The 23,452-nt window shown below is 68.8% G+C and carries 27 protein-coding genes and 1 tRNA gene; 12 read left to right on the forward strand and 16 right to left on the reverse strand.

Going from position 1 to position 23,452, the window contains the following annotated elements; genetic code table 11:
• Window positions 1–12: 12 nt before the first annotated feature.
• Window positions 13–708: a GNAT family N-acetyltransferase gene (locus Q1A87_RS03005; RefSeq protein ID WP_299646895.1), complete on the reverse strand. Its 696-nt coding sequence runs from the start codon at window positions 706–708 to the stop codon at window positions 13–15.
• A 66-nt stretch (window positions 709–774) separates the two neighbouring features.
• On the opposite strand from Q1A87_RS03005, the gene msrB reads away from it, so the two are divergent.
• Window positions 775–1,176, forward strand: coding sequence for a peptide-methionine (R)-S-oxide reductase MsrB (gene msrB, locus Q1A87_RS03010; RefSeq protein WP_299646897.1), 402 nt, complete (start codon window positions 775–777; stop codon window positions 1,174–1,176).
• On the opposite strand, the gene Q1A87_RS03015 is transcribed toward msrB, so the two are convergent.
• Both Q1A87_RS03015 and Q1A87_RS03020 read right to left on the reverse strand, forming a co-directional pair.
• A complete protein-coding gene (locus Q1A87_RS03015; protein ID WP_299646899.1) occupies window positions 1,173–1,661 on the reverse strand; it encodes a cupin domain-containing protein in 489 nt (162 codons plus the stop codon). The two genes, msrB and Q1A87_RS03015, sit on opposite strands and share 4 nt — an antisense overlap.
• Entirely contained in the window at window positions 1,658–2,113 is a 456-nt protein-coding gene (locus Q1A87_RS03020; RefSeq protein ID WP_299646901.1) for an outer membrane protein assembly factor BamE, read from the reverse strand. Before Q1A87_RS03020 ends, Q1A87_RS03015 begins: the two co-directional genes overlap by 4 nt.
• Before the next feature lie 132 nt (window positions 2,114–2,245).
• Between Q1A87_RS03020 and Q1A87_RS03025 the strand changes: the two genes are divergently transcribed.
• Entirely contained in the window at window positions 2,246–2,788 is a 543-nt protein-coding gene (locus Q1A87_RS03025; RefSeq protein WP_299646903.1) for a DUF177 domain-containing protein, read from the forward strand.
• Window positions 2,789–2,803: 15 nt separating this feature from the next.
• Here the strand turns inward: Q1A87_RS03025 and Q1A87_RS03030 are convergent, their stop codons facing one another.
• Complete coding sequence (locus Q1A87_RS03030; protein ID WP_299646905.1) at window positions 2,804–2,947, reverse strand: hypothetical protein; 144 nt, start codon at window positions 2,945–2,947, stop codon at window positions 2,804–2,806.
• Between the two features lie 284 nt (window positions 2,948–3,231).
• Here Q1A87_RS03030 and rpmF point away from each other — a divergent pair, with 284 nt between their 5' ends.
• The 7 genes from rpmF to Q1A87_RS03065 all read left to right on the forward strand — a co-directional run bounded on the left by rpmF (window position 3,232) and on the right by Q1A87_RS03065 (window position 8,322).
• Window positions 3,232–3,435, forward strand: a complete 204-nt coding sequence (rpmF, locus tag Q1A87_RS03035; RefSeq protein ID WP_299646907.1) for a 50S ribosomal protein L32 — start codon at window positions 3,232–3,234, stop codon at window positions 3,433–3,435.
• Window positions 3,436–3,474: 39 nt separating this feature from the next.
• Window positions 3,475–4,548, forward strand: coding sequence for a phosphate acyltransferase PlsX (gene plsX / locus Q1A87_RS03040; RefSeq protein WP_299646909.1), 1,074 nt, complete (start codon window positions 3,475–3,477; stop codon window positions 4,546–4,548).
• On the forward strand, window positions 4,545–5,516 hold the full coding sequence (locus Q1A87_RS03045) for a beta-ketoacyl-ACP synthase III (protein WP_299646911.1): 972 nt from the start codon (window positions 4,545–4,547) through the stop codon (window positions 5,514–5,516). Before plsX ends, Q1A87_RS03045 begins: the two co-directional genes overlap by 4 nt.
• Window positions 5,517–5,649: 133 nt before the next feature.
• The gene (ihfA, locus tag Q1A87_RS03050; RefSeq protein WP_299646913.1) at window positions 5,650–5,961 is read left to right on the forward strand and encodes an integration host factor subunit alpha; all 312 of its coding nucleotides are present in this window, start codon (window positions 5,650–5,652) and stop codon (window positions 5,959–5,961) included.
• Window positions 5,962–5,963: 2 nt separating this feature from the next.
• Window positions 5,964–7,064 (forward strand): MerR family transcriptional regulator, encoded by a 1,101-nt coding sequence (locus tag Q1A87_RS03055; protein WP_299646915.1) that lies wholly within the window; start codon window positions 5,964–5,966, stop codon window positions 7,062–7,064.
• Window positions 7,065–7,111: 47 nt separating this feature from the next.
• Window positions 7,112–7,188, forward strand: a tRNA-Pro gene (locus Q1A87_RS03060).
• Window positions 7,189–7,242: 54 nt separating this feature from the next.
• On the forward strand, window positions 7,243–8,322 hold the full coding sequence (locus Q1A87_RS03065; protein ID WP_299646917.1) for a 2'-deoxycytidine 5'-triphosphate deaminase: 1,080 nt from the start codon (window positions 7,243–7,245) through the stop codon (window positions 8,320–8,322).
• A 4-nt stretch (window positions 8,323–8,326) separates the two neighbouring features.
• On the opposite strand, the gene Q1A87_RS03070 is transcribed toward Q1A87_RS03065, so the two are convergent.
• The 8 genes from Q1A87_RS03070 to Q1A87_RS03105 form a co-directional block, all read right to left on the reverse strand.
• Window positions 8,327–9,106 carry a DUF3445 domain-containing protein gene (locus tag Q1A87_RS03070; protein ID WP_299646919.1) on the reverse strand — a complete coding sequence of 260 codons (780 nt, stop codon included), beginning with the start codon at window positions 9,104–9,106 and terminating at the stop codon, window positions 8,327–8,329.
• Window positions 9,103–10,461, reverse strand: coding sequence for a mechanosensitive ion channel family protein (locus tag Q1A87_RS03075; RefSeq protein ID WP_299646921.1), 1,359 nt, complete (start codon window positions 10,459–10,461; stop codon window positions 9,103–9,105). Before Q1A87_RS03075 ends, Q1A87_RS03070 begins: the two co-directional genes overlap by 4 nt.
• A gap of 3 nt (window positions 10,462–10,464) precedes the next feature.
• The gene (locus tag Q1A87_RS03080; RefSeq protein ID WP_299646923.1) at window positions 10,465–11,955 is read right to left on the reverse strand and encodes a phosphomannomutase/phosphoglucomutase; all 1,491 of its coding nucleotides are present in this window, start codon (window positions 11,953–11,955) and stop codon (window positions 10,465–10,467) included.
• Between the two features lie 312 nt (window positions 11,956–12,267).
• On the reverse strand, window positions 12,268–13,851 hold the full coding sequence (locus Q1A87_RS03085; protein WP_299646925.1) for a capsule biosynthesis protein: 1,584 nt from the start codon (window positions 13,849–13,851) through the stop codon (window positions 12,268–12,270).
• Entirely contained in the window at window positions 13,835–14,488 is a 654-nt protein-coding gene (locus Q1A87_RS03090) for an ATP-binding cassette domain-containing protein (RefSeq protein WP_299646927.1), read from the reverse strand. The genes Q1A87_RS03085 and Q1A87_RS03090 overlap by 17 nt, the downstream gene beginning before the upstream one ends.
• Window positions 14,489–14,795: 307 nt before the next feature.
• Window positions 14,796–15,146 carry a PRC-barrel domain-containing protein gene (locus tag Q1A87_RS03095; protein WP_299646929.1) on the reverse strand — a complete coding sequence of 117 codons (351 nt, stop codon included), beginning with the start codon at window positions 15,144–15,146 and terminating at the stop codon, window positions 14,796–14,798.
• Between the two features lie 232 nt (window positions 15,147–15,378).
• Window positions 15,379–17,022, reverse strand: a complete 1,644-nt coding sequence (gene groL / locus Q1A87_RS03100; protein ID WP_299646931.1) for a chaperonin GroEL — start codon at window positions 17,020–17,022, stop codon at window positions 15,379–15,381.
• Window positions 17,023–17,076: 54 nt separating this feature from the next.
• Window positions 17,077–17,364, reverse strand: a complete 288-nt coding sequence (locus Q1A87_RS03105; RefSeq protein WP_299647114.1) for a co-chaperone GroES — start codon at window positions 17,362–17,364, stop codon at window positions 17,077–17,079.
• A gap of 384 nt (window positions 17,365–17,748) precedes the next feature.
• Here Q1A87_RS03105 and Q1A87_RS03110 point away from each other — a divergent pair, with 384 nt between their 5' ends.
• Window positions 17,749–18,327 (forward strand): uracil-DNA glycosylase family protein, encoded by a 579-nt coding sequence (locus tag Q1A87_RS03110; protein WP_299646933.1) that lies wholly within the window; start codon window positions 17,749–17,751, stop codon window positions 18,325–18,327.
• Complete coding sequence (locus Q1A87_RS03115) at window positions 18,324–19,079, forward strand: SseB family protein (protein ID WP_299646935.1); 756 nt, start codon at window positions 18,324–18,326, stop codon at window positions 19,077–19,079. Before Q1A87_RS03110 ends, Q1A87_RS03115 begins: the two co-directional genes overlap by 4 nt.
• An 86-nt stretch (window positions 19,080–19,165) precedes the next feature.
• On the opposite strand, the gene Q1A87_RS03120 is transcribed toward Q1A87_RS03115, so the two are convergent.
• Genes Q1A87_RS03120 through Q1A87_RS03130 form a run of 3 tightly spaced genes read right to left on the reverse strand, consistent with a single transcriptional unit; the run spans window position 19,166 to window position 21,704 of the window.
• The gene (locus Q1A87_RS03120) at window positions 19,166–19,936 is read right to left on the reverse strand and encodes a 5-oxoprolinase subunit PxpA (RefSeq protein WP_299646937.1); all 771 of its coding nucleotides are present in this window, start codon (window positions 19,934–19,936) and stop codon (window positions 19,166–19,168) included.
• Window positions 19,933–20,904 carry an urea amidolyase gene (locus tag Q1A87_RS03125; RefSeq protein WP_299646939.1) on the reverse strand — a complete coding sequence of 324 codons (972 nt, stop codon included), beginning with the start codon at window positions 20,902–20,904 and terminating at the stop codon, window positions 19,933–19,935. Before Q1A87_RS03125 ends, Q1A87_RS03120 begins: the two co-directional genes overlap by 4 nt.
• Complete coding sequence (locus Q1A87_RS03130; RefSeq protein WP_299646941.1) at window positions 20,901–21,704, reverse strand: allophanate hydrolase subunit 1; 804 nt, start codon at window positions 21,702–21,704, stop codon at window positions 20,901–20,903. The genes Q1A87_RS03125 and Q1A87_RS03130 overlap by 4 nt, the downstream gene beginning before the upstream one ends.
• On the opposite strand from Q1A87_RS03130, the gene Q1A87_RS03135 reads away from it, so the two are divergent.
• Complete coding sequence (locus Q1A87_RS03135) at window positions 21,703–22,197, forward strand: DUF2478 domain-containing protein (RefSeq protein ID WP_299646943.1); 495 nt, start codon at window positions 21,703–21,705, stop codon at window positions 22,195–22,197. The two genes, Q1A87_RS03130 and Q1A87_RS03135, sit on opposite strands and share 2 nt — an antisense overlap.
• An 84-nt stretch (window positions 22,198–22,281) precedes the next feature.
• On the opposite strand, the gene Q1A87_RS03140 is transcribed toward Q1A87_RS03135, so the two are convergent.
• Window positions 22,282–23,451 carry an OmpA family protein gene (locus Q1A87_RS03140; RefSeq protein ID WP_299646945.1) on the reverse strand — a complete coding sequence of 390 codons (1,170 nt, stop codon included), beginning with the start codon at window positions 23,449–23,451 and terminating at the stop codon, window positions 22,282–22,284.
• Window position 23,452: the final 1 nt, after the last annotated feature.

Below are 23,452 nucleotides of genomic sequence, written 5' to 3' on the forward strand. Positions count from 1 at the left end.
CGGTGGCGTCAATCAGGCGTCAGAGAGCAAGCCCGCGAGGCGCTGCGCCCGGTTCCGCGGGATCGCCGCGACAGGAAGCGCGGTATGGACGTGCAGCGTCCCCAGATCCCGGTCGAAGACGGCATGGTCCGAGACCGAGGCCCCGAGGGCGAGCCACATGCGCAGGAGCGGTGGCATCGGCCCGGAGAGGGCGGTGAGCGGTGCCGTCTCCGCCGCGCGGGGGCGCGGCCGCCACGCTTCGGGGGCGATGCGGTCGGTCAGCGCGAGCGAACCGCACCCGCCCATGGACAAGGAGGCGCAGCCGTGGAGCACCTGCGCCCTCTCGGCCCCGACCAGCCGCGCCAGCATCGCGAGCATGAGGCGCAGCACTTGCGGGTCGTCACGCTCCGGCGCGAGGCAGATCCGACCGACTTCGACCGCCCTCGGAAAGACGCGGGCGAAGGTGGCGAGGTCGTAGCGCCCCCCGGCATAGCCGTCGGCGGCGGTGCCGTCGCGTTGCAGCGCGATCCTGGCATAGCCGCAGGTTACGCCCCCGTCCTCCACGAGAAGATGCTGCGCGTCCCGGTCATGCCCGTCCAGGTCGGTCGCTCCGCCCCGGAAGGTGCGGGCCCGGAGGGCGAAACCGGTGCCGGCCTCCGCCACCCCCACCAGCCGGGCGCGCAACCGCCCCACCGTCACGTCCATGCGTCGCGTCATCCCCTTGGCCATGCCGGGCAAACCCCTATCTACAGCGTCGCACCGCATTCCGGCGGTGTCCACGAGAAGGAGCGTGTCATGGAGAAGGTCGAGAAGTCCGACGCCGAATGGAAGGAACAGCTTGATCCCGAAGCCTACAAGGTGCTCCGCAAGCACGGCACCGAGCGGGCCGGCACGCACGAGGACTTTCCGAAGGGACCGGGCACCTATGTCTGCAAGGGCTGCGGCAACCCGGTCTTCGATCAGGCGACGAAGTTCGACAGCGGCACCGGCTGGCCCAGCTTCTATCAGCCCGTCGACGGGCTCGACGGCGAAAAGGTCGAGGAGAGCGTCGACAATTCGTGGTTCATGAAGCGCACCGAGGTTCATTGCGCCCGCTGCGAGGGGCATCTGGGCCACGTCTTCCCGGACGGGCCGCAGCCGACCGGCCTGCGTTACTGCATCAACGGGGTGGCGCTGGACTTCGAGCCCGCGGACTAGCGCTTCGCGCCGGCCTCAGGGGTCTCGACATCGGCTAGGTCGACGAGGTTCCAGGGCAGGCCGGCGTTGCGGTAGACCCGCTTGCCGAGACGAGGGTAGTCGCCCACGTCATGCGCGCGCCGTTCGCCGATCACCAGACAACGCAGGGGGTCGGTGCCGGTATTCTCGATCGAGTGCGCCAGACCGCCCTTCGGGTGTCCGAGGAAGTCGCCAGGACCGATCTCGGTCGTCGCTTCCCCGACATGCGCCGTTCCCCGGCCTTCGAGAACATAGACGCATTCGTCCTCGAAATGATGGACGTGGTGCTCGGTCGAGAGGTCGCCGGGCGCGATCTCGACGAGATGCACGCCGATGCCCTTGAGCCCGGTCGCGTCGCCCAGCGACTTGTTCACCCGCCGCGCGCGGCCGTTCAGGAAGTGGGTCTTGGCGAGCCCCGCCATCGCCGCGATCGCGTCCGCGGAGAGGTGGCCGGGCACCTTCGTCACACGCCGTCCGCCAGCGTCTCGCCGACATTGATGCGGCCGAAATTCCTGAGGAGCTGCTGAATGAGGCCGAAGTCGCGGATCGAGCTCGCGGTGACGCGGCGCGACAGCGGGACCACGCGTCCGCGCTCCAGCCCGAACCGTTCGATGTTCGCGAGCCTCCCGTTCTCGGCGAAGGAGAGGGCGACCAACTGCCGTTCGATCGTGCGCGACGGGAACGGCCCGTAGTTCCGCACCCGGCTCTGCACGTAATACCAGGCATCGGTCCGCTCCACGCCGCTGGTCGCGGGGCGGCCGACGGCCTCCTCCACGCTCTCCCGCGTGTCCACCCCGATGTCGAGCGCGGCCAGCGCTTCGGGCTCGGGGACGTAGCCGTGATTGCGATAGGTCGCGGCGCAGGCGGCGAGGCCGAGGCAGAGCACGGCGATCAGGAAGCGTTTCGCAATCGTCGTCATCGGCTGTCCCTTCCGCGATCGGGCCCCGTTGCACGGGTGGTCCCTTTCGCCTTATGGCTTATCTGCCGGCGCCGGCGCCATCAAGTCCGGGCCCGTTCCGGACCGCGACCCGAACCGAAGGGCCCGATAGAGATGAAACCCGTCCTGTCCCATCCCCTCCGCCCGGCCGACCTGCCGCAACGAAAGCCCACGCATGTGCGCCTCGTCCCCGATGCGGGGCAGCTCGAGGAGCTTGCCGACCGGCTCGGCGTCGATGCGTTGCGGAAGGTCCGTCTCGAAGGCGAGGTCCGGCCGGGCCCCGATCGCGACTGGACGCTCGACGCCGCGCTCGGCGCGACGATCATCCAGCCCTGCCGGGTGACGACCGATCCCGTCACGACCCGGATCGACGAACCGGTGCAGCGGCGCTATTCCCCGGACTACCAGGCACCGACGGGCGACGAGGCGGAAATGCCGGAGGATGACAGCCTCGAGCCCCTGCCCGCGATCATAGATCTGGGCGAGGTGCTCGAGGAGGCGCTGGCGCTGGCGATCCCGGCCTTCCCGCGCGCGCCCTCGGCGGATGGTCTCGCTCTCAGCGCGACGCCGCCGGGCGCCGACCCCATCGACGATGAGACCATCAAGCCCTTCGCAGGGCTTGCCGCGCTGAAGGACAAGCTCGAAGGCAAGGATTGAGCGCGGGCGCGAAGCTCACTCCGCGCGGGACATCATCGCTTCGACCTCGGCCAGACGATCCGGCGCGAGGTGATGGTTCGGCGCCGTCTGCGCGTTCACGACGGCAACGGTGGCCGCGACGAAAAGCAGAGCGCTGGCGGAAAGTGTCTTGAGGCACATGGTGAATTCCTTGAATGAATGGATCGTGCGATGAGGCGGAGATAGACACGAACCTTCGGGAAGTCCTGTGCATCCGCGCAGGGGATGGGCTGCAATCCGGCATGAGCGTCGCAGGCGGGTGCACGGGCTTGCATCGACGCGGCAACTCTGCGACATGCGCGGTCCTTTCCGCTTCGGGGCGGAAACCGCTGGACCCTCGGATCGAATGTCACTAGGGGACCACCGAGATTTTAACGACACCGGACCGTGCCCGACGCGGTCCCAACAGACCTCGAGGTTGCTCCATGGCTGTCCCGCAGAACAAGGTCACCCCGTCGCGCCGCAACAACCGCCGCTCGCACGATTCCCTCAAGCCCGGCAATCCGGCCGAATGCCCGAATTGTGGCGAGTTGAAGCGCCCGCACCATGTTTGCGGTGCCTGCGGCCACTATGCCGACCGGGAAGTGATTGCCGCCGATACCGTCGATCTGGACGACGACGCCGCCTGATCCTGACGATCCGCCACGCGACGACAAGGGGGGATCGTCATGTCGGATGAGGCCCCGGACCCCGGACCCGAAGCGTCGGGCGTGCTGTCCATCGACGCGATGGGCGGCGATCACGGGCCCGAGGCCGTCGTCGCTGGGCTCGCGCGCGCGGTGAAGACGAACCCTGCGATCCGCTTCATCGTCCACGGGGACGGGCGTGTGCTCGACGCGCTGATCGCCCGGCGCCGCGGCCTGTCGGATCACTGCACCGTTCGCCACGCGACGGATGTCGTCGCGATGAGCGACAAGCCCAGTCAGGTGATGCGGACGGGCAAGTCCACCTCGATGTGGTCGGCCGTGGATGCCGTCCGCTCGGGCGAGGCGACGGTCTGCGTGAGTTGCGGCAATACCGGCGCGCTGATGGCCGTCAGCATGATGCGCTTGCGCAAGCTGCCGGGGATCAACCGCCCTGCGATCGCGATCCTCTGGCCGTCGCGCAACCCGTCGGGCTTCAACGTCATGCTCGATGTGGGCGCCGACATCCGCGCGGATGCGGACGATCTGGTGCAATACGCGCTCATGGGAATGTCGTACGCGCGCAACGGTCTCGGACTGGAGCGCCCCCGGCTCGGACTGCTGAACGTCGGCACCGAGGAGCACAAGGGCCGGACCGAACTGAAGGATGCGCACGACCGTATCGAACAGGTCGCGGCGAAGGCGGGGTTCGACTATGTCGGCTTCGTCGAGGGGAGCGACATTCCCGGTGACCGCGTCGACGTCATCGTCACCGACGGCTTCACCGGAAACGTGGCGCTGAAGACCGGCGAGGGCACCGCGCGCTTCGTGCGCGACATGCTGGGCGAGGCGTTCGGCGCGACCGCGCTGTCGAAGGTCGCCGCCGTTCTCGCGATGGCCTCGCTCAAGCGTCTCTCGACCCGGATCGATCCGCGCCGGGTGAATGGCGGCGTGTTCCTCGGACTCAACGGCACCGTGGTGAAATCGCACGGCGCCGCCGACGAGACGGGGGTTGCGGCGGCGATCGGGCTCGCCTGGGAATTGTCGAAGTCGAATTTCAGCGAACGGATCAAGGCCCGTGTCGCGGGGCTCGCGTTGACCACGGAGACGCAGGGATGATCCGTTCCGTGATCCGGGGTGTCGGCCACTACCTGCCCGACCGCGTCGTGCCGAACAGCTGGTTCGAGAGCTTCCTCGACACCTCCGACGAGTGGATCGTCTCGCGTAGCGGCATCGAGCGGCGGCATTTCGCGGCGGAGGGACAGCTCACCTCGGACCTCGCGATCCGTGCGGCGCGCGCGGCGCTTGCCGGGGCCGGCATCGAGGCCGATGCCGTCGATGCCGTGATCGTCGCGACCTCCACGCCGGACCTGACCTTTCCCGCCACCGCGACGATCGTGCAGGCCGGCCTTGGCATGACCCGCGGCTTCGCCTTCGACGTGCAGGCCGTCTGCGCGGGGTTCGTCTACGCTCTCGCCAATGCCGATTCGCTGATCAAGTCAGGTCAGGCCGAACGCGTCCTCGTCATCGGCGCGGAGACGTTCAGCCGGATCATGAACTGGGAGGACCGCAGCACCTGCGTCCTCTTCGGCGACGGCGCCGGCGCGGTCCTGCTGGAGCGCGCGACCGGCGACGGAACCAACGCGGATCGCGGCATCCTCGCGACCGACCTGCACAGCGACGGTCGCTATCGCGAGATCCTGCAGGTCTCCGGCGGCGTCTCCGCCTCGCAGACGACGGGCCACCTGATGATGGCCGGCAAGGAAGTGTTCCGCCACGCCGTCGACAAGCTGGCGCAGACGACGACGGACGTGCTCGCCAAGGCCGGCCTGACGGCGGCGGAGATCGACCGGGTCGTGCCGCACCAGGCGAACATCCGCATCATCACCCGAACCGCGCAGAAGCTCGGCCTGCCGATGGAAAAGGTCGTCGTCACGGTGGCCGATCACGGCAACACCTCGGCCGCCTCGATCCCCCTGGCCCTGTCGGTCGCGGTCGAGCGCGAGCAGCTTCGCCGGGGCGACCTGGTCGTCACCGAAGCCATCGGCGGCGGGCTCGCCTGGGGGGCCGTGGCGCTGCGCTGGTGATCCGGCGGCGCGCGGCAGGGACCGGCGCGAATCCGTGCATGAAGTTCCTCCTGCAAGTGGCTGGCGTTGACTATGATTTACGACCGGGCCACAATCGGACCAGGATGTGTTTCCGTGTGCGAGGGGCTTGGGGATGAGTGACAAGACATTGACGCGAATGGATTTGAGCGAGGCGGTGTTCCGCAACGTGGGTCTGAGCCGTAACGAGAGCAGCGCGCTCGTGAGTTCGGTGCTCGAGAATATCTCCGACGCGCTGGTCGCCGGTGAGCAGGTTAAGATCTCCGGCTTCGGGACCTTCTCGACGCGCGACAAGAATGCCCGCGTCGGGCGCAATCCCAAGACCGGGGAGGAAGCGCCGATCCCCCCGCGCCGCGTCCTGACCTTCCGGCCGTCGCACCTGATGAAGGATCGCGTCGTCGCCGGCAACGCGTCACGGAAAGGTTGAGCTTGGCGCGCGCTCCCGAAAAGTCCGAAGGTGCGTTCCGCACGATCCGCGAGGTGGCGGACTGGCTCGGCGTGCCCACGCATGTCCTGCGCTTCTGGGAGTCGAAGTTCGCCCAGATCGAGCCGGTCAAGGGCGCGGGCGGCCGGCGCTACTACCGGCCGGAGGACATGCGCCTTCTCGGCGGCATCAAGGTCCTGCTGCACGACGAGGGGCTGCCGATCCGCGGGGTCGTGCAGAAGATCGACGCCGAGGGGATCGACGCCGTCATGGCGCATTCACCGTCGCTCGACCGGGCGGACCCGCCGCCCCGGCCGCGTCGCGTGATCCGCAGCGACGACGACCGGATGGAAGCGTCGCGCGTCGTGTCGTTCGATCGCGCCCGAGAGGGGGCCGCGGGCGACACCATACGCCGCGACGCCCCCGCCGAGCCGGAGCTGCCCGAGGATCTGCCCTCGCCGTCCGACCCGAGCCCGTCGCAACCGGACGTGCCCGATGACGACGAGACCGCAATTCCGCCGCAGCCCGCCGACAGGCCCGTCCCGGAACCGAGTGAGATGCCGGACCAGCCCGACCCGCCGAAGACGCGGTCCGACGATCTGCCCGATCCCGCCGGACCCAATCCGACCGAACCGGTCGAGCCGGAGACGGACGCGATCCAGCCCGAGGAGTTTCCCGAATTGGTAGACGAACCGGAGCTTTCGACGGACGACGACTCGATCGATCTCGGGGGAATCGGCGACGAGGAGGCCGACGCGCCGTCCTTCGACGACGATGACGCCGAGCCGATGCCGAACTCCGAAGACGAGCCCGTCGAGTCGGCGGCGGCCTTCACGATCCCCGAGCCGATCGAACCGGAGACGGCGGAACCGGTGACGGATGTCGCAGCGCCCGAGCCGGAGTTCGAGGAGCTCTTCCCTTCCGAGCCCGTTGTCGAGGATGCTGTGGTCGAGGCCGCTCCGAGCTTCGGAACGTCTCGACCGGCGGCCATTCAGACGATCCAGCTGACGCCCGTGAACCGGCGGGCGCTGCGCCGTATCGTGCGCAAGCTCCGGGGCCTCATCGAGGAGGTCGAGGCCGAGCTTGACGCGGGGGCGGACCACTGACCTTTCGGCTTGCGCACATGGCCGAAAGCCGTAAGAAGGCCCGCAGTCGGGCTATGGCGCAGCCTGGTAGCGCGTCCGTCTGGGGGACGGAAGGTCGCAGGTTCGAGTCCTGCTAGCCCGACCAAATCGCAACGCCTCTCCCCTGCCGGGGCGGGGCGTTTCGCGTAAGGGGGAGCCCATGACGGATTTGCAGTTCGCCCCCGGCGTTCTCGCCTGCCAGCAGATCGAACGCCTCCTCGCCGCCGGCGTGATCGACGCCCCTCCCTGCGCCGAAGGGCAGGTCCAGCCGGCCAGCCTCGACCTCCGGCTCGGCGACCGCGCCTACCGGGTCCGTGCCTCCTTCCTGCCGGGAACGGGACGCAGCGTGGCCGACCGGCTGACCGAGTTCGGGATGCACGAAGTCGACCTGACGCCCGGGGCGGTTCTGGAGAAGGGCTGCGTCTATCTCGTCCCGCTGCAGGAACGGCTCGCCCTGCCCGGCGATCTCTCGGCTGTCGCCAACGCGAAGTCATCGACCGGCCGGCTCGATCTCCTGACCCGCACCGTCACCGATGGCGGCACCGAATTCGACCGGATCGCGCCCGGCTACGACGGCCCGCTCTACGCCGAGATCTGCCCGCGCAGCTTCTCCATCCTCGTCCGGCCGGGCATGCGACTCAACCAGATCCGCTTCCGTTCGGGCAACGCGGTTCTGGGCGACGCGGCGCTGCGCGACCTGCACCGCACGACGTCGCTGGTCGACGGTGCGCCGGTGATCGACGACGGGCTGGGTTTCTCGGTCGACCTGTCGTCGGGCGACGCGGCGATCGTCGGCTGGCGCGCGAAGCCGCATACCGGGCTGATCGACCTCGACCGGCTCGGCCATTACCGGCCCGCCGAATTCTGGGAGGCCGTCCGTACGGATCGACGTCGGATCGTCCTCGATCCCGGCGCGTTCTACATCCTCGTCTCGCGCGAGGCGGTGACGATTCCGCCCGCCTACGCCGCCGAGATGGCCCCGTACCTCGCGATGGTCGGCGAGTTCCGCGTGCATTACGCGGGCTTCTTCGATCCGGGCTTCGGCCACGGCACGCCCGCGCGCGGTGTCCTCGAGGTGCGCTGCCACGAGGCGCCCTTCGTGTTGGAGGACGGACAGAGCGTCGGCCGGCTGGTCTACGAGGCGATGTCGGAAGTGCCGACACAGCTCTACGGACAGGAGATCGCCTCGAACTATCAGGGTCAGGGGCTGAAGCTCTCGAAGCACTTCGCTGCGCCCTGATGCGTCAGAGCACCGGACACCGCGCCCGCTGATCCTCCGTCAGCCGTTCGACGGGCACAATCCAGGTATGAACCGCGAACAGCACTGCGCCCGTCTCCGGTAGCCGCAGGATCGTCTGCCGTTCCGACCGGATGTAGCGCGGCGGTCGTGAATGGGGCCGCGGGTCGCCTTCCAGCCGCGGCCGGTGCAGCACCGCGTCGTCGTGCGGCAGGACGTTTGCGCGCCACATCGCCCGCCCCGGCGGCGCCCGGTCGAAAAGGCGTTGCACCCGCAGGGCCAGCGCGTCGTCGTAGACCGGGATCGGGCGGTGGATGCGCCCGAGCGGTCGCCCGATCTTCTGCGCCAGCGTCCAGTGCGCGGGAAAGCAGAGCAGCCCGGCGATCAGGACGTGTTCGTCGCCCCGCCGGTCGAGCAGCAGCAGGTCCTCCTGCAGGAGCGCATTCAGCACCGCGAACGGAGGTCCCTCCTCCGAGACCTGCCGTCCGTCGGGGCAGGTCACGGTCCCGCCCGCACGCGCGAAGCCATCGGGAAGCGAGGCGAGGACGATGCGCCGCAATTCCTCCATCGCCGGGCCTGCGCCGGGTGTCTCGGCGAAGATCGCGTCCGGTCTCGCCACCATCAGCCGTTCGCGCTCCGCCATCTGCGCCGCATAGGCCTCGTCGACGACGATCCAGGGGCCCGCGACCGGCCGCATCCCCGGCATCCGCGACAGGGCGGGATCGTCCCACGGCGTGTGCGGCAGCAGGTCCTGCGTGATCTCGGCCGGCCGGAACGAGCCGGTCATTCCGGCGGCGCCCCGTGGCGCAGCAGGTCGCCGAGCGGCTCCTTCCGGCGCTCCTCGAGAACCATGCGCGAGATCGTCGTGTCGGCGGTGACGTCTTCGGGGACCGGCGGCGCGGGATCCGCCGCGGGCCCGGCCTCCGTGGCGACCAGCGCCTCCGGCCTGTTCGCGCGGTCCGGCAAGTCGAGGACAGGCAGCCCGCCGTCCGCGATGCTGAGGCGGTAGCTCGGCTCCGGCAGGCCGATCCCGGCCCGGGTGAGCGCGCCCATCACCACCCGTAGCGCCTCGCCACGGGCCGCGTTGAACGCCGTCGCCCGCTGATCGAGCCAGCCGTAGAACTCCATCGTCACCGTGCTGTCCCCTGCCTCCGCCACCCAGACCTGCGGCGGCGGATCGTCCAGCACGAAGTCGAGCGCGGCCAGTGTCTCCGCGCCGATCCGCTTGGCCTCGGCCAGGTCGTCGTTCGGGTCGATGCCGAGCGCGAAGCCGAAGCGACGCTCGTGGTTGCGGGTATAGTTGATGATCTTCGCCTTGAAGATGACCGCATTCGGCAGGCGCACATGGTTGCCGTCCGGGTCGAGCAGGATCGTCGCGCGGCTCGTTAGCCGGATCACGGTCCCGAGCGAGCCCTCGATGTCGACCACGTCGTTCGGCTGGAACGGCTGGCGCAGCGAGAGCATGACCGAGGCGATGAAGTTCTCCACCGTATCGCGCACCGCGAAGCCGACGGCGAGCCCCACGATCCCTGCCGCGCCGAGCAGCGTGGACAGGAGCGCGGTCGCGTTCAGTATGTCGAGCGCGACGACCACGCCGATCACGACGAAGGCGAGGCGCAGGATGGTGCGGTAGATCTCCGCGATGAAGGCGTTGGGCGCAAGCCGGACCCAGGGTCGGTTCCACCGGGCGAGCGCGAATCCCGCCGCCGTCACGAGCCCGCCCGCGACGAGCGCGATCACGAGGAGCGGCAGGTAGCCCACGACCTGCGCCAGCCGGTCGCGGAACCGGTTGAGCACCGGGTCGATCCGGCGGCCCACATCGGTGTCCTCGACCACGTCGTTCTGGATCGCGACGACGCCGTCGACCCGCGCCGCGATCTCGTCGAGGCGTGGAACCTGACTGGCGTCCAGGACCTCGCCCGTGAACGTGACGATCCCCTCCCGGACGACGACATCGACCGTCTCGAAGCCGTCGAGTTCGGCGACGATCGACCGGATGCGGCTCCGGATCGCCGCGTCGTCGCCCGCGGCCTGCGTCGTCTCGATCTCGCCCGAAGGCTGCGTCGGCGTCGCCGTCCCCTCCTCCTGTGCGAAGGCGGGGACGGCGCAGAGGATCAGGAGGGCGGCGAGCCGGGCACGCATGCCTCAGAAGGTCTGGTCGTAGTCGCCGACATTCGGCTCCTCGCGGATGATCGCATCCAGATCCTCGAAGATCGCGCGCAGCTCCTCCTGCGATTCGGGGCTCTCGCAGACGACGACGAGATTCGGCGTGTTCGACGAGGCCCGCACGAGGCCCCAGCCGCCGTTCTCGAGCATCACGCGCGCGCCGTTCACCGTGATGACGTCGACGATCTTGCGACCGCCGAGCGACCCCTCGCCCTTCATCGGCGCGAGCCGGTCGACGATCCGCTGGAGCGTGTCGTACTTCTCCTCGTCGGCGCAGAAGGGGCTCAGCGTCGGGGTGTTCCAGACCTTGGGCAGGTCCTTGCGCAGGTCGCTCATCGACTTGTCGGGATTGCGGTCGAGCAGCTTGCAGATCTCCACCGCGACCCGCATCCCGTCGTCGTAGCCGCGCCCGATCGGCTCGGCCAGGAAGTAGTGGCCCGACTTCTCGAACCCCGCCAGCGCGCCGATCTGGTGGACGCGGCGCTTCATGTGGCTGTGCCCGGTCTTCCAGTAATCGGCCTTGGCGCCGTTGGCCTGCAGCACCGGATCGGAGGCGAAGAGGCCGGTGGATTTCACGTCGGCCACGAAAGTCGCGTTCTCATGCAAGCTGGAGAGATCGCGCGCCATTATGACGCCGGTGATGTCGGCGAAGATCTCCTCGCCCTCGTCGTCCACCACGCCGCAGCGGTCGCCGTCTCCGTCGAAGCCAAGCGCGAGGTCCGCGCCCGAGGCCTTCACGGAGGCCGACATGTCGTGCAGCATCTCCATCGCCTCGGGGTTCGGATTGTAGTTCGGGAACGTGTAGTCGAGCCGGTTATGGCTATCGACGACCTCGACCCCGATCCGGCGCAGCACCTCGGGCGCGTAGGCCGCAGCCGTCCCGTTGCCGGTCGCGCAGACGATCTTGAGCTTGCGGGACATCTTGAAGTCGCCGGTCAGGTCGTCGAGATAGGCCTCCATCACGCCGTCCACGCGCTCCCACTTGCCGCCGTCGCGCGTCTCGCCCCGGCCCTCGAGCACGATGTCGCGCAGTTCCGCCATCTCGTCGGGACCATGGGTCAGCGGCCGCTCGAACCCCATTTTCACGCCGGTCCAGCCGTTCGGGTTGTGGCTGGCCGTCACCATCGCGACGGCGGGCGCGTCGAGATGGAACTGGGAGAAATAGGCCATCGGCGTGATCGCCGGCCCGATATCCTGCACGTGGATGCCGGCCTGCACGAGGCCCAGCATCAGCGCGTTCTTGATGGCGAGCGAGTAATCCCGGTAATCGTTGCCGACCGCGATCCGGGGTTCGATCCCGCGCATCTGCATCTGCGTGCCGAGCCCGAGCCCGAGCGCGGTGACACCCGGCAGGTTGATCCCCTCGGGATACTTCCAGCGCGCGTCGTATTCGCGGAAGCCGGTCGGCGCGATCATCGGGTCGCGCAGGAATTCCCAGGTATTCGGGGTGACGTCGGCGATCGGCTTCATGAAAGGTCCTCGGGGTGGGTGACTTGTCGCACCCCAACTAGCTTTCACGCGGCGCTTTGCAAAGCACGACGGTCGCTGGCGGGTTCGAAAGACGTCATTGAGGAGCCTGCCAGACGCTTACCTGCAAGCCGGGACCGCACGCGCTTTCCCTCGAAGGCGAAACACGCCACCGGTACGTTTCCGAATAGCCCTTTCGCCCCTCCTACCTTGAGAACCGCCCCTCGGGCGCGCCTCCCTGCGGGCCGGGGCCGAACTCGCGTTCGACCCGTTCGGCGCTGAGGGCCGTCCACCAAACGCCCCCCCGGGCGCGCCTCACCCCGAAACCTGCTCGCGGAGGATGGCAGCGGTGAGGGAGACCATGAGATAGATGCCTGCGAAGACGAGAAACGCGAGGATCGTGTTCTCGAAGGCGCGCGGATAGGTCGGCTCGTCGGGGGCAAGCGGCGGCACCGGGGTCGAGAGATAGCGAACCTGCCGGTTCGCCTCGATCCGGGCCGTCTCGAGCTGCTGCGCGGATTGCTGCAGCATCAGTTGCCGCGTGACGAGATCCTGTTGCGCGACCTGTAGCTCCGCCGTGGCGCGCGCCAGGCTCGCATCCTCGACGCCATCCGATGTCAGGTTTTCGCGAACCGTATCAATTTCCCGCTGGAGCCGCGCGATGTTGGCCTCGATCACCGCGACCCGCGTCGGGTTCGGGCGGTCGTTCAGACGCAGACGGTCGAGCCGCATCCGCTCGTTGCGCAACTCGGTCTCAAGCGCGCCGATCTGCGCGTAGCTGTTGGAGACTTCGGCATCGGCGGAGACGACCCCCAGCCGTTCCTGAAGCTCCACGACCCGCCTCTGGCTGTCGCGCATCCGGCCGTCGGCATTGGTGTAGCTCGCCTCGGCCCCCGCCATCTGATCGCGCCGCAGGCGGCCGGTGAGCTGATCGACCCATTCCTCGGCATAGCCGATCAGCGCTTCGGAAAAGGCGAGCGAGACCTCGGGATCGGCCGCGATCACCTCCATCTTGATGAAGCCTTCGGTCGGATCGAACCCGATCTTCACCTTGCGCTTGTAGAGCCGGTAGGCCTGTTCCTGCGAACCGTCGACTTCGAGCCTCTGGAGGGGGTCGACGTCCTCGGCGGCAAAATGACCTCTGAAGTCGAGATCCTCGTCGAGCCGTCGAAACGCGGCCCGCGAGAGCAGGTAGGCCTGCACGGTTGTCATGTCTTCCTGCGTGGCGATGCCGGTGCTGGAGAACAGGCCGCCGAGCCCCCCGATGCTGCCCTCGGCGGGGCTGGCCTGCTGGATGATCAGCTGGGACTTCGTCGCGTACATCGGCGTGGCGATGCGATAGTAGTACAGGCCCGCCAGAAGCGTCGGCAGGCCGATGAAGAACAGCAGGCGCGTCGCGAGAAGCATCAGTCGGCGGCGTCGGCGCCGGGCGATGTCGCGCTGGATCCGGATGATCTCGCCGGCCCGCTGATCGTCGGACGAGACGGGAACGACGGGCTGCGGCGGCGGCGGCGCGGCACGGTGCGGCACGGGCAGGTCCGCAGCGTCGCCCGCCGACTCGCCCGGCACGAGTTGCAGCATGTTCGCGCGTTCGAACGGGTCGATCCCGCGTTTGCGCAACGCCTCGACCGCCTGCTGGTCCGTGGCCGCCTTGATGCCGTGCCGGAGCGCGATGCGCCGGGCCATGCGCAATTGCCGCCCTGTCGGGCGGGTCTCGTCTGCTGGCTGCGGATCGTTCCGTGCGGGGGCTCGGGTCTCCAGCAGCATGGGGCTTTCCGCGTCCTCCTGCGGGGCGGCGGCGGGTGCCTCCGGCAAGGCCTCCGGAACCGTCGCTCCCGGACGGTTGAAGCCGTCGTCCGGCCGGATGCGGTACTTGCGGGCCCTAGGCATCGTACTCATAAAGCCTCCGCGCTTCGTCGAGCGTGTCGAAATGATGCAGCTTTCCGTCGCGGAGGACGGCAGCGGTCGTCGCGAACCGTTCGAGCACCTGCGGCTGGTGACTGACGATCACCACGGTCGCCTCGCGCAGACGATCCTTGAGGATCGACCCGGCCTTGCGGTTGAATTCGGCATCGGTCGTGGTCGGCATGCCCTCGTCGATCAGGTAGACGTCGAATTCGAGCGCGAGCATCAGGGCGAAGGCGAACCGGGCGCGCATCCCCTGCGAGAAGGTCCCGACGGGCCGGTCGAAATATTCCTCGATCCCGCACAGATAGCGACAGAATGCTTCGACGTAATCCGCGTCGAGACCGTAGAGCGTCGCGATGTAGCGGGCGTTCTCGGTCGCCGTGTTGCGGTTCACGACGCCGCCCATGAAGCCCAGCGGAAAACTTACGCGGCAGGTGCGGCGGATCTCGCCCTCGTCGGGTTTCTCGAGACCGGCCATCATGTTGACGATGGTCGTCTTGCCGGCCCCGTTCGACGCGAGGATGCCCATGGAACGACCGAGCTCCACCCGGAACGCGGCCCGATCGAGGATCACCTTCCGCTGAGTTCCCGTCCAGAAGGACTTTGAGACATTCTCGAACTCGATCATCTGGCCGGGCAAATCCGAATCGATTGATATTCCATGCGTTGTTATGCGTCCGAATTGCACGGATCGTTAACGCGTTGCGTATTTTACCGGACGCGTGCCAAGATTGTCTCCCGGAAGCGGTGTATTTGGACGATCAAGGGTCTGAAACAGCTGTCGCAAGACAAGCAGTCGCGCCGCCTTGGGCTGTGCTGCACGGACCCGACAATTTCGAAACATGATCGCGCGAGGTAGGATCCGCGTCATCACGACCGGTACAACGAAACGGGGCACCCCGAAGGGTGCCCCAAACCGCATCGCGTCGGATCGATCAGATCCAATAGGGCGCGACGCCGTAATTCTCGTAGGTCCGGGATTCCCAATCGCGGTTGGATTCCCAGCCCTGCTCGACCTCGGGGGCCTGATTGAGTTGCGCCTCGGTGATCGAAGTTCGGAACCCGCCGAGCGAGGTGTCGTAGGTCAGGGTGTTCCACGGAACCGGGCGCTCGTCGCCGCCGATGCCGAGGATACCGCCGAAATTCATCACCGCGTAGGCCACTTTGCCCGATTGCTTGTCGATCATGACGCGGTCGATCGTTCCGACCCGTTCGTCATCCACGCCGTAGACGGCGGTACCGGAAACGTCGCCCGCGGCGACAAGGTTCGCACTGTCATGGGTCATCGTCTTCCTCCACTCTCATGTTACAGCCACGTCGGGCTGTTGGGTAGTCAACGCGGCGCATCCACCCGCGTTCCGGATCGGTTTGAATTTCGCGTGCGACATCGGCCGGAACCAGCCGCGTCCAGACTTCGATCGGCGCGCTGCGCGACAACTTCCTCTCGACGAAAAAGGGCCCCCGCAGGAGCCCTTCTCGGCGAACGCATCGGTCCGCAATCCTTGTACAGGACGTGCCTTACATCATGCCGCCCATGCCGCCCATGTCGGGCATGCCGCCACCGCCGCCCTGGCCCTTCGGCTCGGGCTTGTCGGCGATCATCGCCTCGGTCGTGATGAGCAGACCGGCGATCGAGGAAGCATCCTCTAGAGCGTGACGAACGACCTTGGCCGGGTCGATGACGCCGAATGAGAACATGTCGCCATATTCTTCCGTCTGCGCGTTGAAGCCGAACTTGGGATCGGTCGATTCGCGGACCTTGCCGGCCACGACGGAGCCGTCGACGCCCGAATTCTCGGCGATCTGGCGCAGCGGGGCCTCGAGCGCCTTGCGCACGATGGCGATGCCCGCCGTCTGGTCGGAGTTCGCGCCTTCCATTCCGTCGAGCGACTTGCCCGCCTGGACCAGAGCGACACCGCCGCCGACGACGACACCTTCCTGAACCGCGGCGCGGGTCGCGTTGAGCGCGTCGTCGACGCGGTCCTTGCGCTCCTTCACCTCGGTCTCGGTCATGCCGCCGACGCGGATGACGGCCACGCCACCGGCGAGCTTGGCGACCCGCTCCTGCAGCTTTTCACGGTCGTAATCCGAGGTTGTCTCCTCGATCTGCTGACGGATTTGCGAGACGCGGGCCTCGATTTCCGCCTTCTCGCCGGCGCCGTCCACGATGGTCGTGGTGTCCTTCGTGATCGACACGCGCTTGGCCGAGCCGAGCATGTCCATCGTGACGTTCTCGAGCTTCATGCCGAGATCTTCCGAGATCACCTGGCCGCCGGTCAGGATCGCGATGTCCTGCAGCATGGCCTTGCGGCGATCGCCGAAGCCCGGTGCTTTGACGGCGGAGATCTTCAGGCCGCCGCGCAGCTTGTTGACCACGAGCGTGGCGAGCGCTTCGCCTTCAACGTCCTCGGAGATGATGAGGAGCGGCTTCTGCGACTGGATGACCGACTCGAGGAGCGGCACCATCGGCTGCAGGGACGAGAGTTTCTTCTCGTGCAGGAGGATCATGCAATCCTCGAGATCCGCGGTCATCTTCTCGGGATTCGTCACGAAGTACGGGCTCAGGTAGCCGCGATCGAACTGCATGCCCTCGACGACGTCGGTCTCGGTCTCGAGGCCCTTGTTCTCCTCGACGGTGATGACGCCTTCGTTGCCGACCTTCTGCATCGCGTCGGCGATCTGGCGGCCGATCTCGGTCTCGCCGTTGGCGGAGATGGTGCCGACCTGCGCGACCTCGTCGCTGTCGGTCACGTCACGCGCAGCGGCGCGGATCGCCTCGACGACCTTCGACGTGGCCATGTCGATGCCGCGCTTGAGGTCCATCGGGTTCATGCCGGCGGCGACCGCCTTCATGCCTTCCTTGACGATGGCCTGCGCCAGCACGGTGGCGGTGGTGGTGCCGTCGCCCGCTTCGTCGTTGGTGCGGGAAGCGACTTCCTTCACCATCTGGGCGCCCATGTTCTCGAACTTGTCCTCGAGCTCGATCTCCTTGGCGACGGAAACGCCGTCCTTGGTGATCCGGGGGGCGCCGAACGACTTGTCGAGGACGACGTTGCGGCCTTTCGGGCCCAGCGTCACCTTGACGGCGTCGGCGAGGATGTTGACGCCCTTGAGCATGCGATTGCGGGCGTCGGTGTCGAATTTCACGTCCTTGGCGGCCATGTTATTCTCCTAGAATGAATGGATTGAGGGGCGATATTCAGGTGATGCCGGCGTTCAGCCGATGATCCCGAGAATGTCGCTCTCCTTCATGATCAGAAGCTCTTCGCCTTCGAGCGTCACTTCCGTACCGGACCACTTGCCGAACAGGATGCGGTCGCCGGCCTTCACGGACGGCGCGATCAGTTCGCCGGAATCCTTGCGGGCGCCGTCGCCCACGGACACGATCTCGCCCTCGGCCGGCTTCTCCTTGGCGGTGTCGGGAATGATCAGACCACCCTTGGTCTTCTCATCGGATTCGACGCGACGGACCAGAACGCGGTCGTGCAGCGGTTTGAAAGCCATCATCAGCCTCTCAGCTTAGTGTTTCGGGCGTTGTCACTCACCCGGAGGGAGTGCCAACGAGCGGCTAGTTAGGAGGAGTGGAAAGCGCTGTCAACGGCCTGTTCACGATTTCCAAAGCCGTCGGCTCGGTTCGGCACTGGCCCGCCGTCGCGGCTCTCGCGCGTGCGAACTGACATGTGCGACCGGACGCGGGGCTCGCATCCGATGCGGCTGGATGCAAGGGCAGGCAAGGCCTGGGCGTCACGCACTTCCCCGGCAATCCAGTCCGACATCACCCCCGGCATCCGCGGTTCTTGAAATCCCTGACCAAACGTTCCGCAAAGGCATTGCTGATTGGCGCCCGACCCTTCCATCCGCCGTGTGGCTCACCTAATTCCTTGCGTGATGACCGTCACCTCCGAGATCGCCGATTGCCGCATCTGCGCCGAGCGCTTCGCCGCCACGGCCACCGCGCACCGTCCGCAGCCCGTCGTCTGGTTTCGCCCCGGTGCGCGCGTCCTGATCGCGTCGCAGGCCCCGGGCATGCGCGCCCACGTCTCGGGCAAGCCGTTCGACGACCCCTCGGGCGTGCGACTGCGCGAATGGATGCAGGTGGACGACGCGACATTCTGGGATCGCGACAAGGTCGCCATCGTGCCGATGGGGTTCTGTTTTCCCGGCTACGATGCCGCCGGCGGCGACATTCCGCCCCCGAAGGTCTGCGCCGCGACCTGGCGGGAACGGGCGCTGGCCCATGCCGGGGACGTGCCGGTCACGCTCCTCATCGGCGGCTACGCGCAGAACTGGCATCTGGGCCGCGGTCGCGTCACCGACCGGGTGCTGAACTGGCGCGCCCTCGCTCCGCGCGTCTTCTGCCTGCCGCATCCCTCCTGGCGAAACACGGCCTGGCTGAAGAAGCACCCGTTCTTCGAGGCCGAGACGCTGCCCGCCCTGCGGGCGGCAATCCGGGAGGCACTGGCATGACGCCGATCGACCAAGCGCACCGGAGGGCGGAGGCCACCGGCACGGACGAGGCGCGTCTGGCCTTCTACGAACGTCTCGCGGAGGCCGAACTGCATCTGCTGCTCGACGCCTCGGACGGAGACAGGATGTCGCCGCGGCTTCTGGATTTCGAGGGCGCGCAATACGCCTTCGCCTTCGACCTGCCCGAACGGCTCGAAGCGTTCGCCGGCGCCGCGGCGACGGCCACCCTGTCCGGGCGGCAGCTCGCGCGCATGCTGGCTTCCGAACGTCTGGGCCTCGCGCTCAATCTCGAGGATGCCCCGTCGGCGCAGTTGCTGCCGCCGGAGGCCGTCGCATGGCTGCTGCGGACGCTCTCCCACGCGCCGGCCGAAGAGGAGCGCCGGATCGCCACGATCACGCCGCCGGGCAGTCTGCCGGAACTGCTCCTCGTGGCGCTCGATTCGAAGCTGCGCCTCGCGGCCGGCCTTGCGCGGCAGGCCTATCTCGTCGGCGTGACCTACACCGATCGTTCCCGATCGCACATGCTGGGCATCGTCGATCCGGTCCCGGGCGCGGAGCCCGACCTCGCCCGCGCCGTGTCGGAGGCGCTGGTCTTCTCCGGCCTCGACGCCGGGAGCCTCGACGTGACCTTCCTGAGGGCGTCGCAGCCCTTCGCGGCCACGCTGGCCCGCCACGGTCTGCGCATCGACCTGCCGGACCCGCCTGCCGCCGGACCGGTTCGCGACCCGGACGCCCCACCCCGGCTGCGGTGACGCTGCGGGTAGAAAATTAAACCGTGACATTACGGCTGGCCCGGTTGGCCGGTCGCGGTCGGCGCATCGGCCCGGTCGTCGAGCGTCTAGCCGCGCCGCGCGACCATCGGCGCGAGCGTGACCTCCTCCGCCTCCAAAGCCGCCCGCACTGCCCGGGCAATCGCGACCGCCTCCGGGCCGTCCCCATGCAGGCAGATCGAGTCGATCGCCGCCGGGATCGCGCGCCCTGACGCGGCCTCGATCGCCCCTGTCGTCACGAAGCGCACCATCCGCGCGGCCGCCGCCTGCGGGTCATGGATCATCGCGCCGGGCTGGCCGCGCGTCACCAGCGTCGCGTCGTCGTTGTAGCCGCGGTCGGCGAAGATCTCGCCCGCCCAGGCCGCGCCCAGTTTCTTCGCCACCCGCTCCTGTACGGTCCCGGCCAGGACCAGCAGGATGATCCCGGGATCGACGCGAAGCGCCGCCGCGTAGGCCGCCCGCGCCAGCCCCTCGTCCTCGCAACTCATGTTGGACAGCGCCCCGTGCAGCTTGAAGTGCCGCACCTCGGCCCCCACCGACGCGGCCACCCCCTGGGCCGCGCCGAGCTGCCAAGCCACAAGGTTCGCCACGCTGTCCTCGGGCATCGCGATCCGCCGGCGGCCGAAACCCTGCAGGTCTGCGAAGCCTGGATGCGCACCGATCCCGACCCCGCGCTCGGCGGCCCGGCGCATCGTCGCGGCCATCACGTCCCAGTCGCCCGCATGCGCTCCGCAGGCGACGTTCGCGGAGGTCACGATGTCGAGGAGCGCCATGTCGTCGCCGATCCGCCAGTCGCCGTAGCCCTCGCCCATGTCCGCGTTCAGATCGACCTGCATCATTCATCCTCCATCCGCGCCGAGACGACGCCGCTCACCAGTTGCATCGCGCCCAGATCGGCCACCTCCGCCGGCGACCGGACGAGCGGCGTGGCCGCGGGCCGGCGATGCGTCGCCGCGCGGGCCTCGTCCACCGTCACGAAGCGAAAGGTCAGCGCGGCGCCGGGCCTCGCCTGCAGCGCCCGCGGGAGGTCCGCGCCGATCACCGTGCCGATCCGGGGATAGCCGCCCGTCGTCTGGCATTCGGGGCCGAGAATGTAGGGCACGCCGTCGCCGGTCATCTGCACGTCGCCGGGCAGGATGAAGTCCGAGAGCAGGTTGAGTTGCCCCTCGGTCGCGAAGCCCTCGCCCTCGAAGGCGAGCCGCACGCCCTGCCGGTTGCCGCGCGGATCGCGTGTGAAGGTCGTGGCTTCGAACCGGTCCCGTTCCCCCTTGGGGAAGAGCCGGGTCTGCGGCGTCGGCACGAGGCGCAGCATGCCGCCGCCGAGGCGCGGGATCGGGACGATCTTCCGGTCGGACCCGCGCGACGCGGCACAGGGCAGTGTGTCTCCGGCCGCAAGCGGCATGCCGATCCCGGCGATCAGATGTGCGGTGCGGCTTCCCATGACCGTATCCGTGTCGAACCCGCCCTCGACGTGCAGGTACGAATAGGCGCCCTCGCCCGACGGCTTGAGGTCGAGCACATCCCCCTCGGCGAGCGCATGCGCCGCGTTCCAGAGGAGCCGCCGCCCGGCCGCGTCCGCCCGCATCGGCGCCCCCGTGAGCGCAATAAGCGCCGGAACATGCAGCCGAAGACGAAGCGGCGCACCCGGAATCTCGATCCCCGCCCCAATCTCGTCGAGAAGCGCCCGCGCCTCGAGCCGCGCCAGCGCGTCGGCCGCCCCGCCTCGGGCGAGGCCTTGCGCCAGGTGGCCCGGCCGCCCGTCGTCCTGCACCGTGACGAGCGGGCCGGAGGACAGGACCTCCATCATTCCATCACCTCGCATTTCGCGCCGCCATGGCCCTCCGCATCGGCCTCCGCCCGCGTGCGGAGCTCGTCGGGCGACACGGCGGGAAACGTCACCTCGTCGCCGGGCGAAAGCGCGATGGGGCGGGGGCGGTCCGGCCGGAAGCACCCGAACGCGGTACGTCCGACCTGCCGCCAGCCCGTGGGCGCGGACGTGCCGAAAAGGACGAGCTGGCGGACCGCGACGACGAGCGCGCCCTCCGGAACCTTCGGCGTCAGCCCGGTCTGGCGCGGCAGGTCCCAGGCCTCGGGCAGGATGCCGAGATAGGGCATGCCCGGCGCGAAGCCCAAGGCGAGCACGCGAACCCGTGCCGAGGACAGGGCGGCGACGGCGTCCTCGGGCGACAAGCCGGCCAGCCCGGCCGCCTCCGCGAGCTGCGGCCCGTCCTCGCCGCCGTAGCTGCACGGGATCGTCCAGAGACGGCGCGGCGGCGGCGGCACGCGCGCCCAGTCCATGGCCGCAAGCCGGTCGCGGAGTGCCGCATCCACCGTTCCGGGATCGCCCTCGACGCGCACGAGCACGGAGCCAAGCGAGGAGGCGGTCTCAACCACGCCCGGCAGCGGCTCCGCCTCCAGCGCCGCGCGGAAGGCGACGCAGGCGCGGTTGGCGGCGTCGTCGAGGCGGGCGGCGAAGCGCACCAGAAGCGCGGCCTCGCCCAAGGGCTCGATCCGGGGAAAGGTCTCGGTCATGGGAATGGGGTCGCCCGGGCGGACGGGCGCGTCAAGGCTTGCACGCGGCGCATCGCCATGGAACGGGAGCGTCATGCGGCTGGCCTATACGATGACCGAGGGGCGTGGCGAACTCGACCCGCTCCTTCACGACCTCGCGCAGGAGGCGATGGCGCGCGGCCTGCGCGTCGCGGGCATCGTGCAGGTGAACCGCGACCGTCCGGGTTGCGCGCGCTGCGACATGGACGCGATCGTGCTGCCCGACGGTCCCGTGATCCGGATCAGCCAGTCGCTCGGCCGCGAAGCGCGCGGCTGCCGGCTCGACCCGGAGGGGCTCGAAACCGCCGTCGCGGTCGCCGAGGCACGGCTGGCGGCCGGCGCGGATCTCCTACTCGTCAACAAATTCGGCAAGCAGGAGGCGGGTGGGCATGGCTTCCGCCCGGTGATCGCGGCCGCGCTCGAGGCGGGGACGGACGTGCTGGTGGGCGTCAACCGGATGAACCTCGAGGCACTCATGGCCTTCGCCGGCGACCTGGCGGAACGGCTGCCGGCCGAGGCGGCGGCACTGCGCGACTGGCTGCCCCGCTAGGCGCCACGGCGATTGCCGATGACGTTGCTTGTGTAACGGCACGCCGGGCGGCGCGGCACGAGTGAGGAACAGGCCCGCCAACCGCTAGTTTCCGATCGTCGCCTCCGGAAGTTCGGGCGTCGCGGCATCGATGGCGAAGACCACCCGGCGGGAGGCGGCGCGATCCTCGGCCCCGCCGGTCAGGACAGGGCGCGAGGAGGAGAAGCCGACTGCGCTCATCCGCGTCCGCGCCCATTCCGCGACCGCATCGTCGCCGGCGAGCGCGAGGCATCGCTTGAAGACGGCGGCCGCGCGCGCTTGGCTCAGGTCGAGGTTGCGCTCGAAGGCCCGCGGGGCGGCGGCCCCGGTCCATTCCGAGGAGGCATGACCTTCGATCCGTACGGCGGACAGGGCCTCGCGCTGCGCATGCAGGGTCTCGATCCAGGGCCGGCAGATCCGCGCGAGCGCGCCGTCGAACGCCGGCGTGATCGTCGCGGAGCCGGCTTCGAAGAGGAGCGTGTCGGGGAACACGATCGAGCCGTCGCCGCGCACCGCGCCGCCGAGGCTCGCCACGACGGGGCCGGTCGATCGCACCACCGCCGCCGCGAGCGTCTCCTGCGCCTCGGCCGCGGCGATCCGGGCCTGTGCCACATCGCTGATCGCCACGGTCAGGCGGCCGACCGCCTCCGGCGCCTGCCCGGTCGCGCGGTAGGCCGCGAGCTCGGAAAGATCGGCGGCCAGCGTGTCGGTGTCGAGTCCGGCCAGTCGTTCGGCGAGCTCGGGGAAGTCCTCGAGCCGGGCGAGATCGGTCAGCGCCGCGCGCGCCTCGGGCGGCAACGCCACGGCGGCCTCCACCAGCGTCTCCAGCAGCGCCTCGTCGAGCAGTCGGGCGCGGTCGAGCAGCTCCTCCGGGCTGTGCCCCTCCGCCAGCGCGGGCAGGAGCTGCAACGCGCGGACGGCATCGCTGGTCGAGGCCCCCGTTGCCGTCAGTTCGCGGATATTGTCGAGCCTCTGGAGATCCTTGCCCAGCAGCGCGAGCTGTTCCCGGTGCGCCAACGCAGCGGCGCGCTCCTCCTCGGTGAAGGCATCGGCGAAGCGCTCCGCTTCGGCAAGCCGGGTTTCCAGCGCGACGATCCGGTCGCGCGCGGTCGCCATCCAGACGCCGAGCAGCATCAGAAGGACGAAGGCGATCAGCATGAACGCCTCCGCGACGGTGAGGCCCATGATTGTGCCGCGCCGGTAGCCCGATGCGCGGTCGTAGGCGGGACGTGGCATG

Source organism: uncultured Jannaschia sp. (genome assembly GCF_947494055.1).
In the GTDB taxonomy this organism is placed as follows: Bacteria; Pseudomonadota; Alphaproteobacteria; order Rhodobacterales; family Rhodobacteraceae; genus Jannaschia.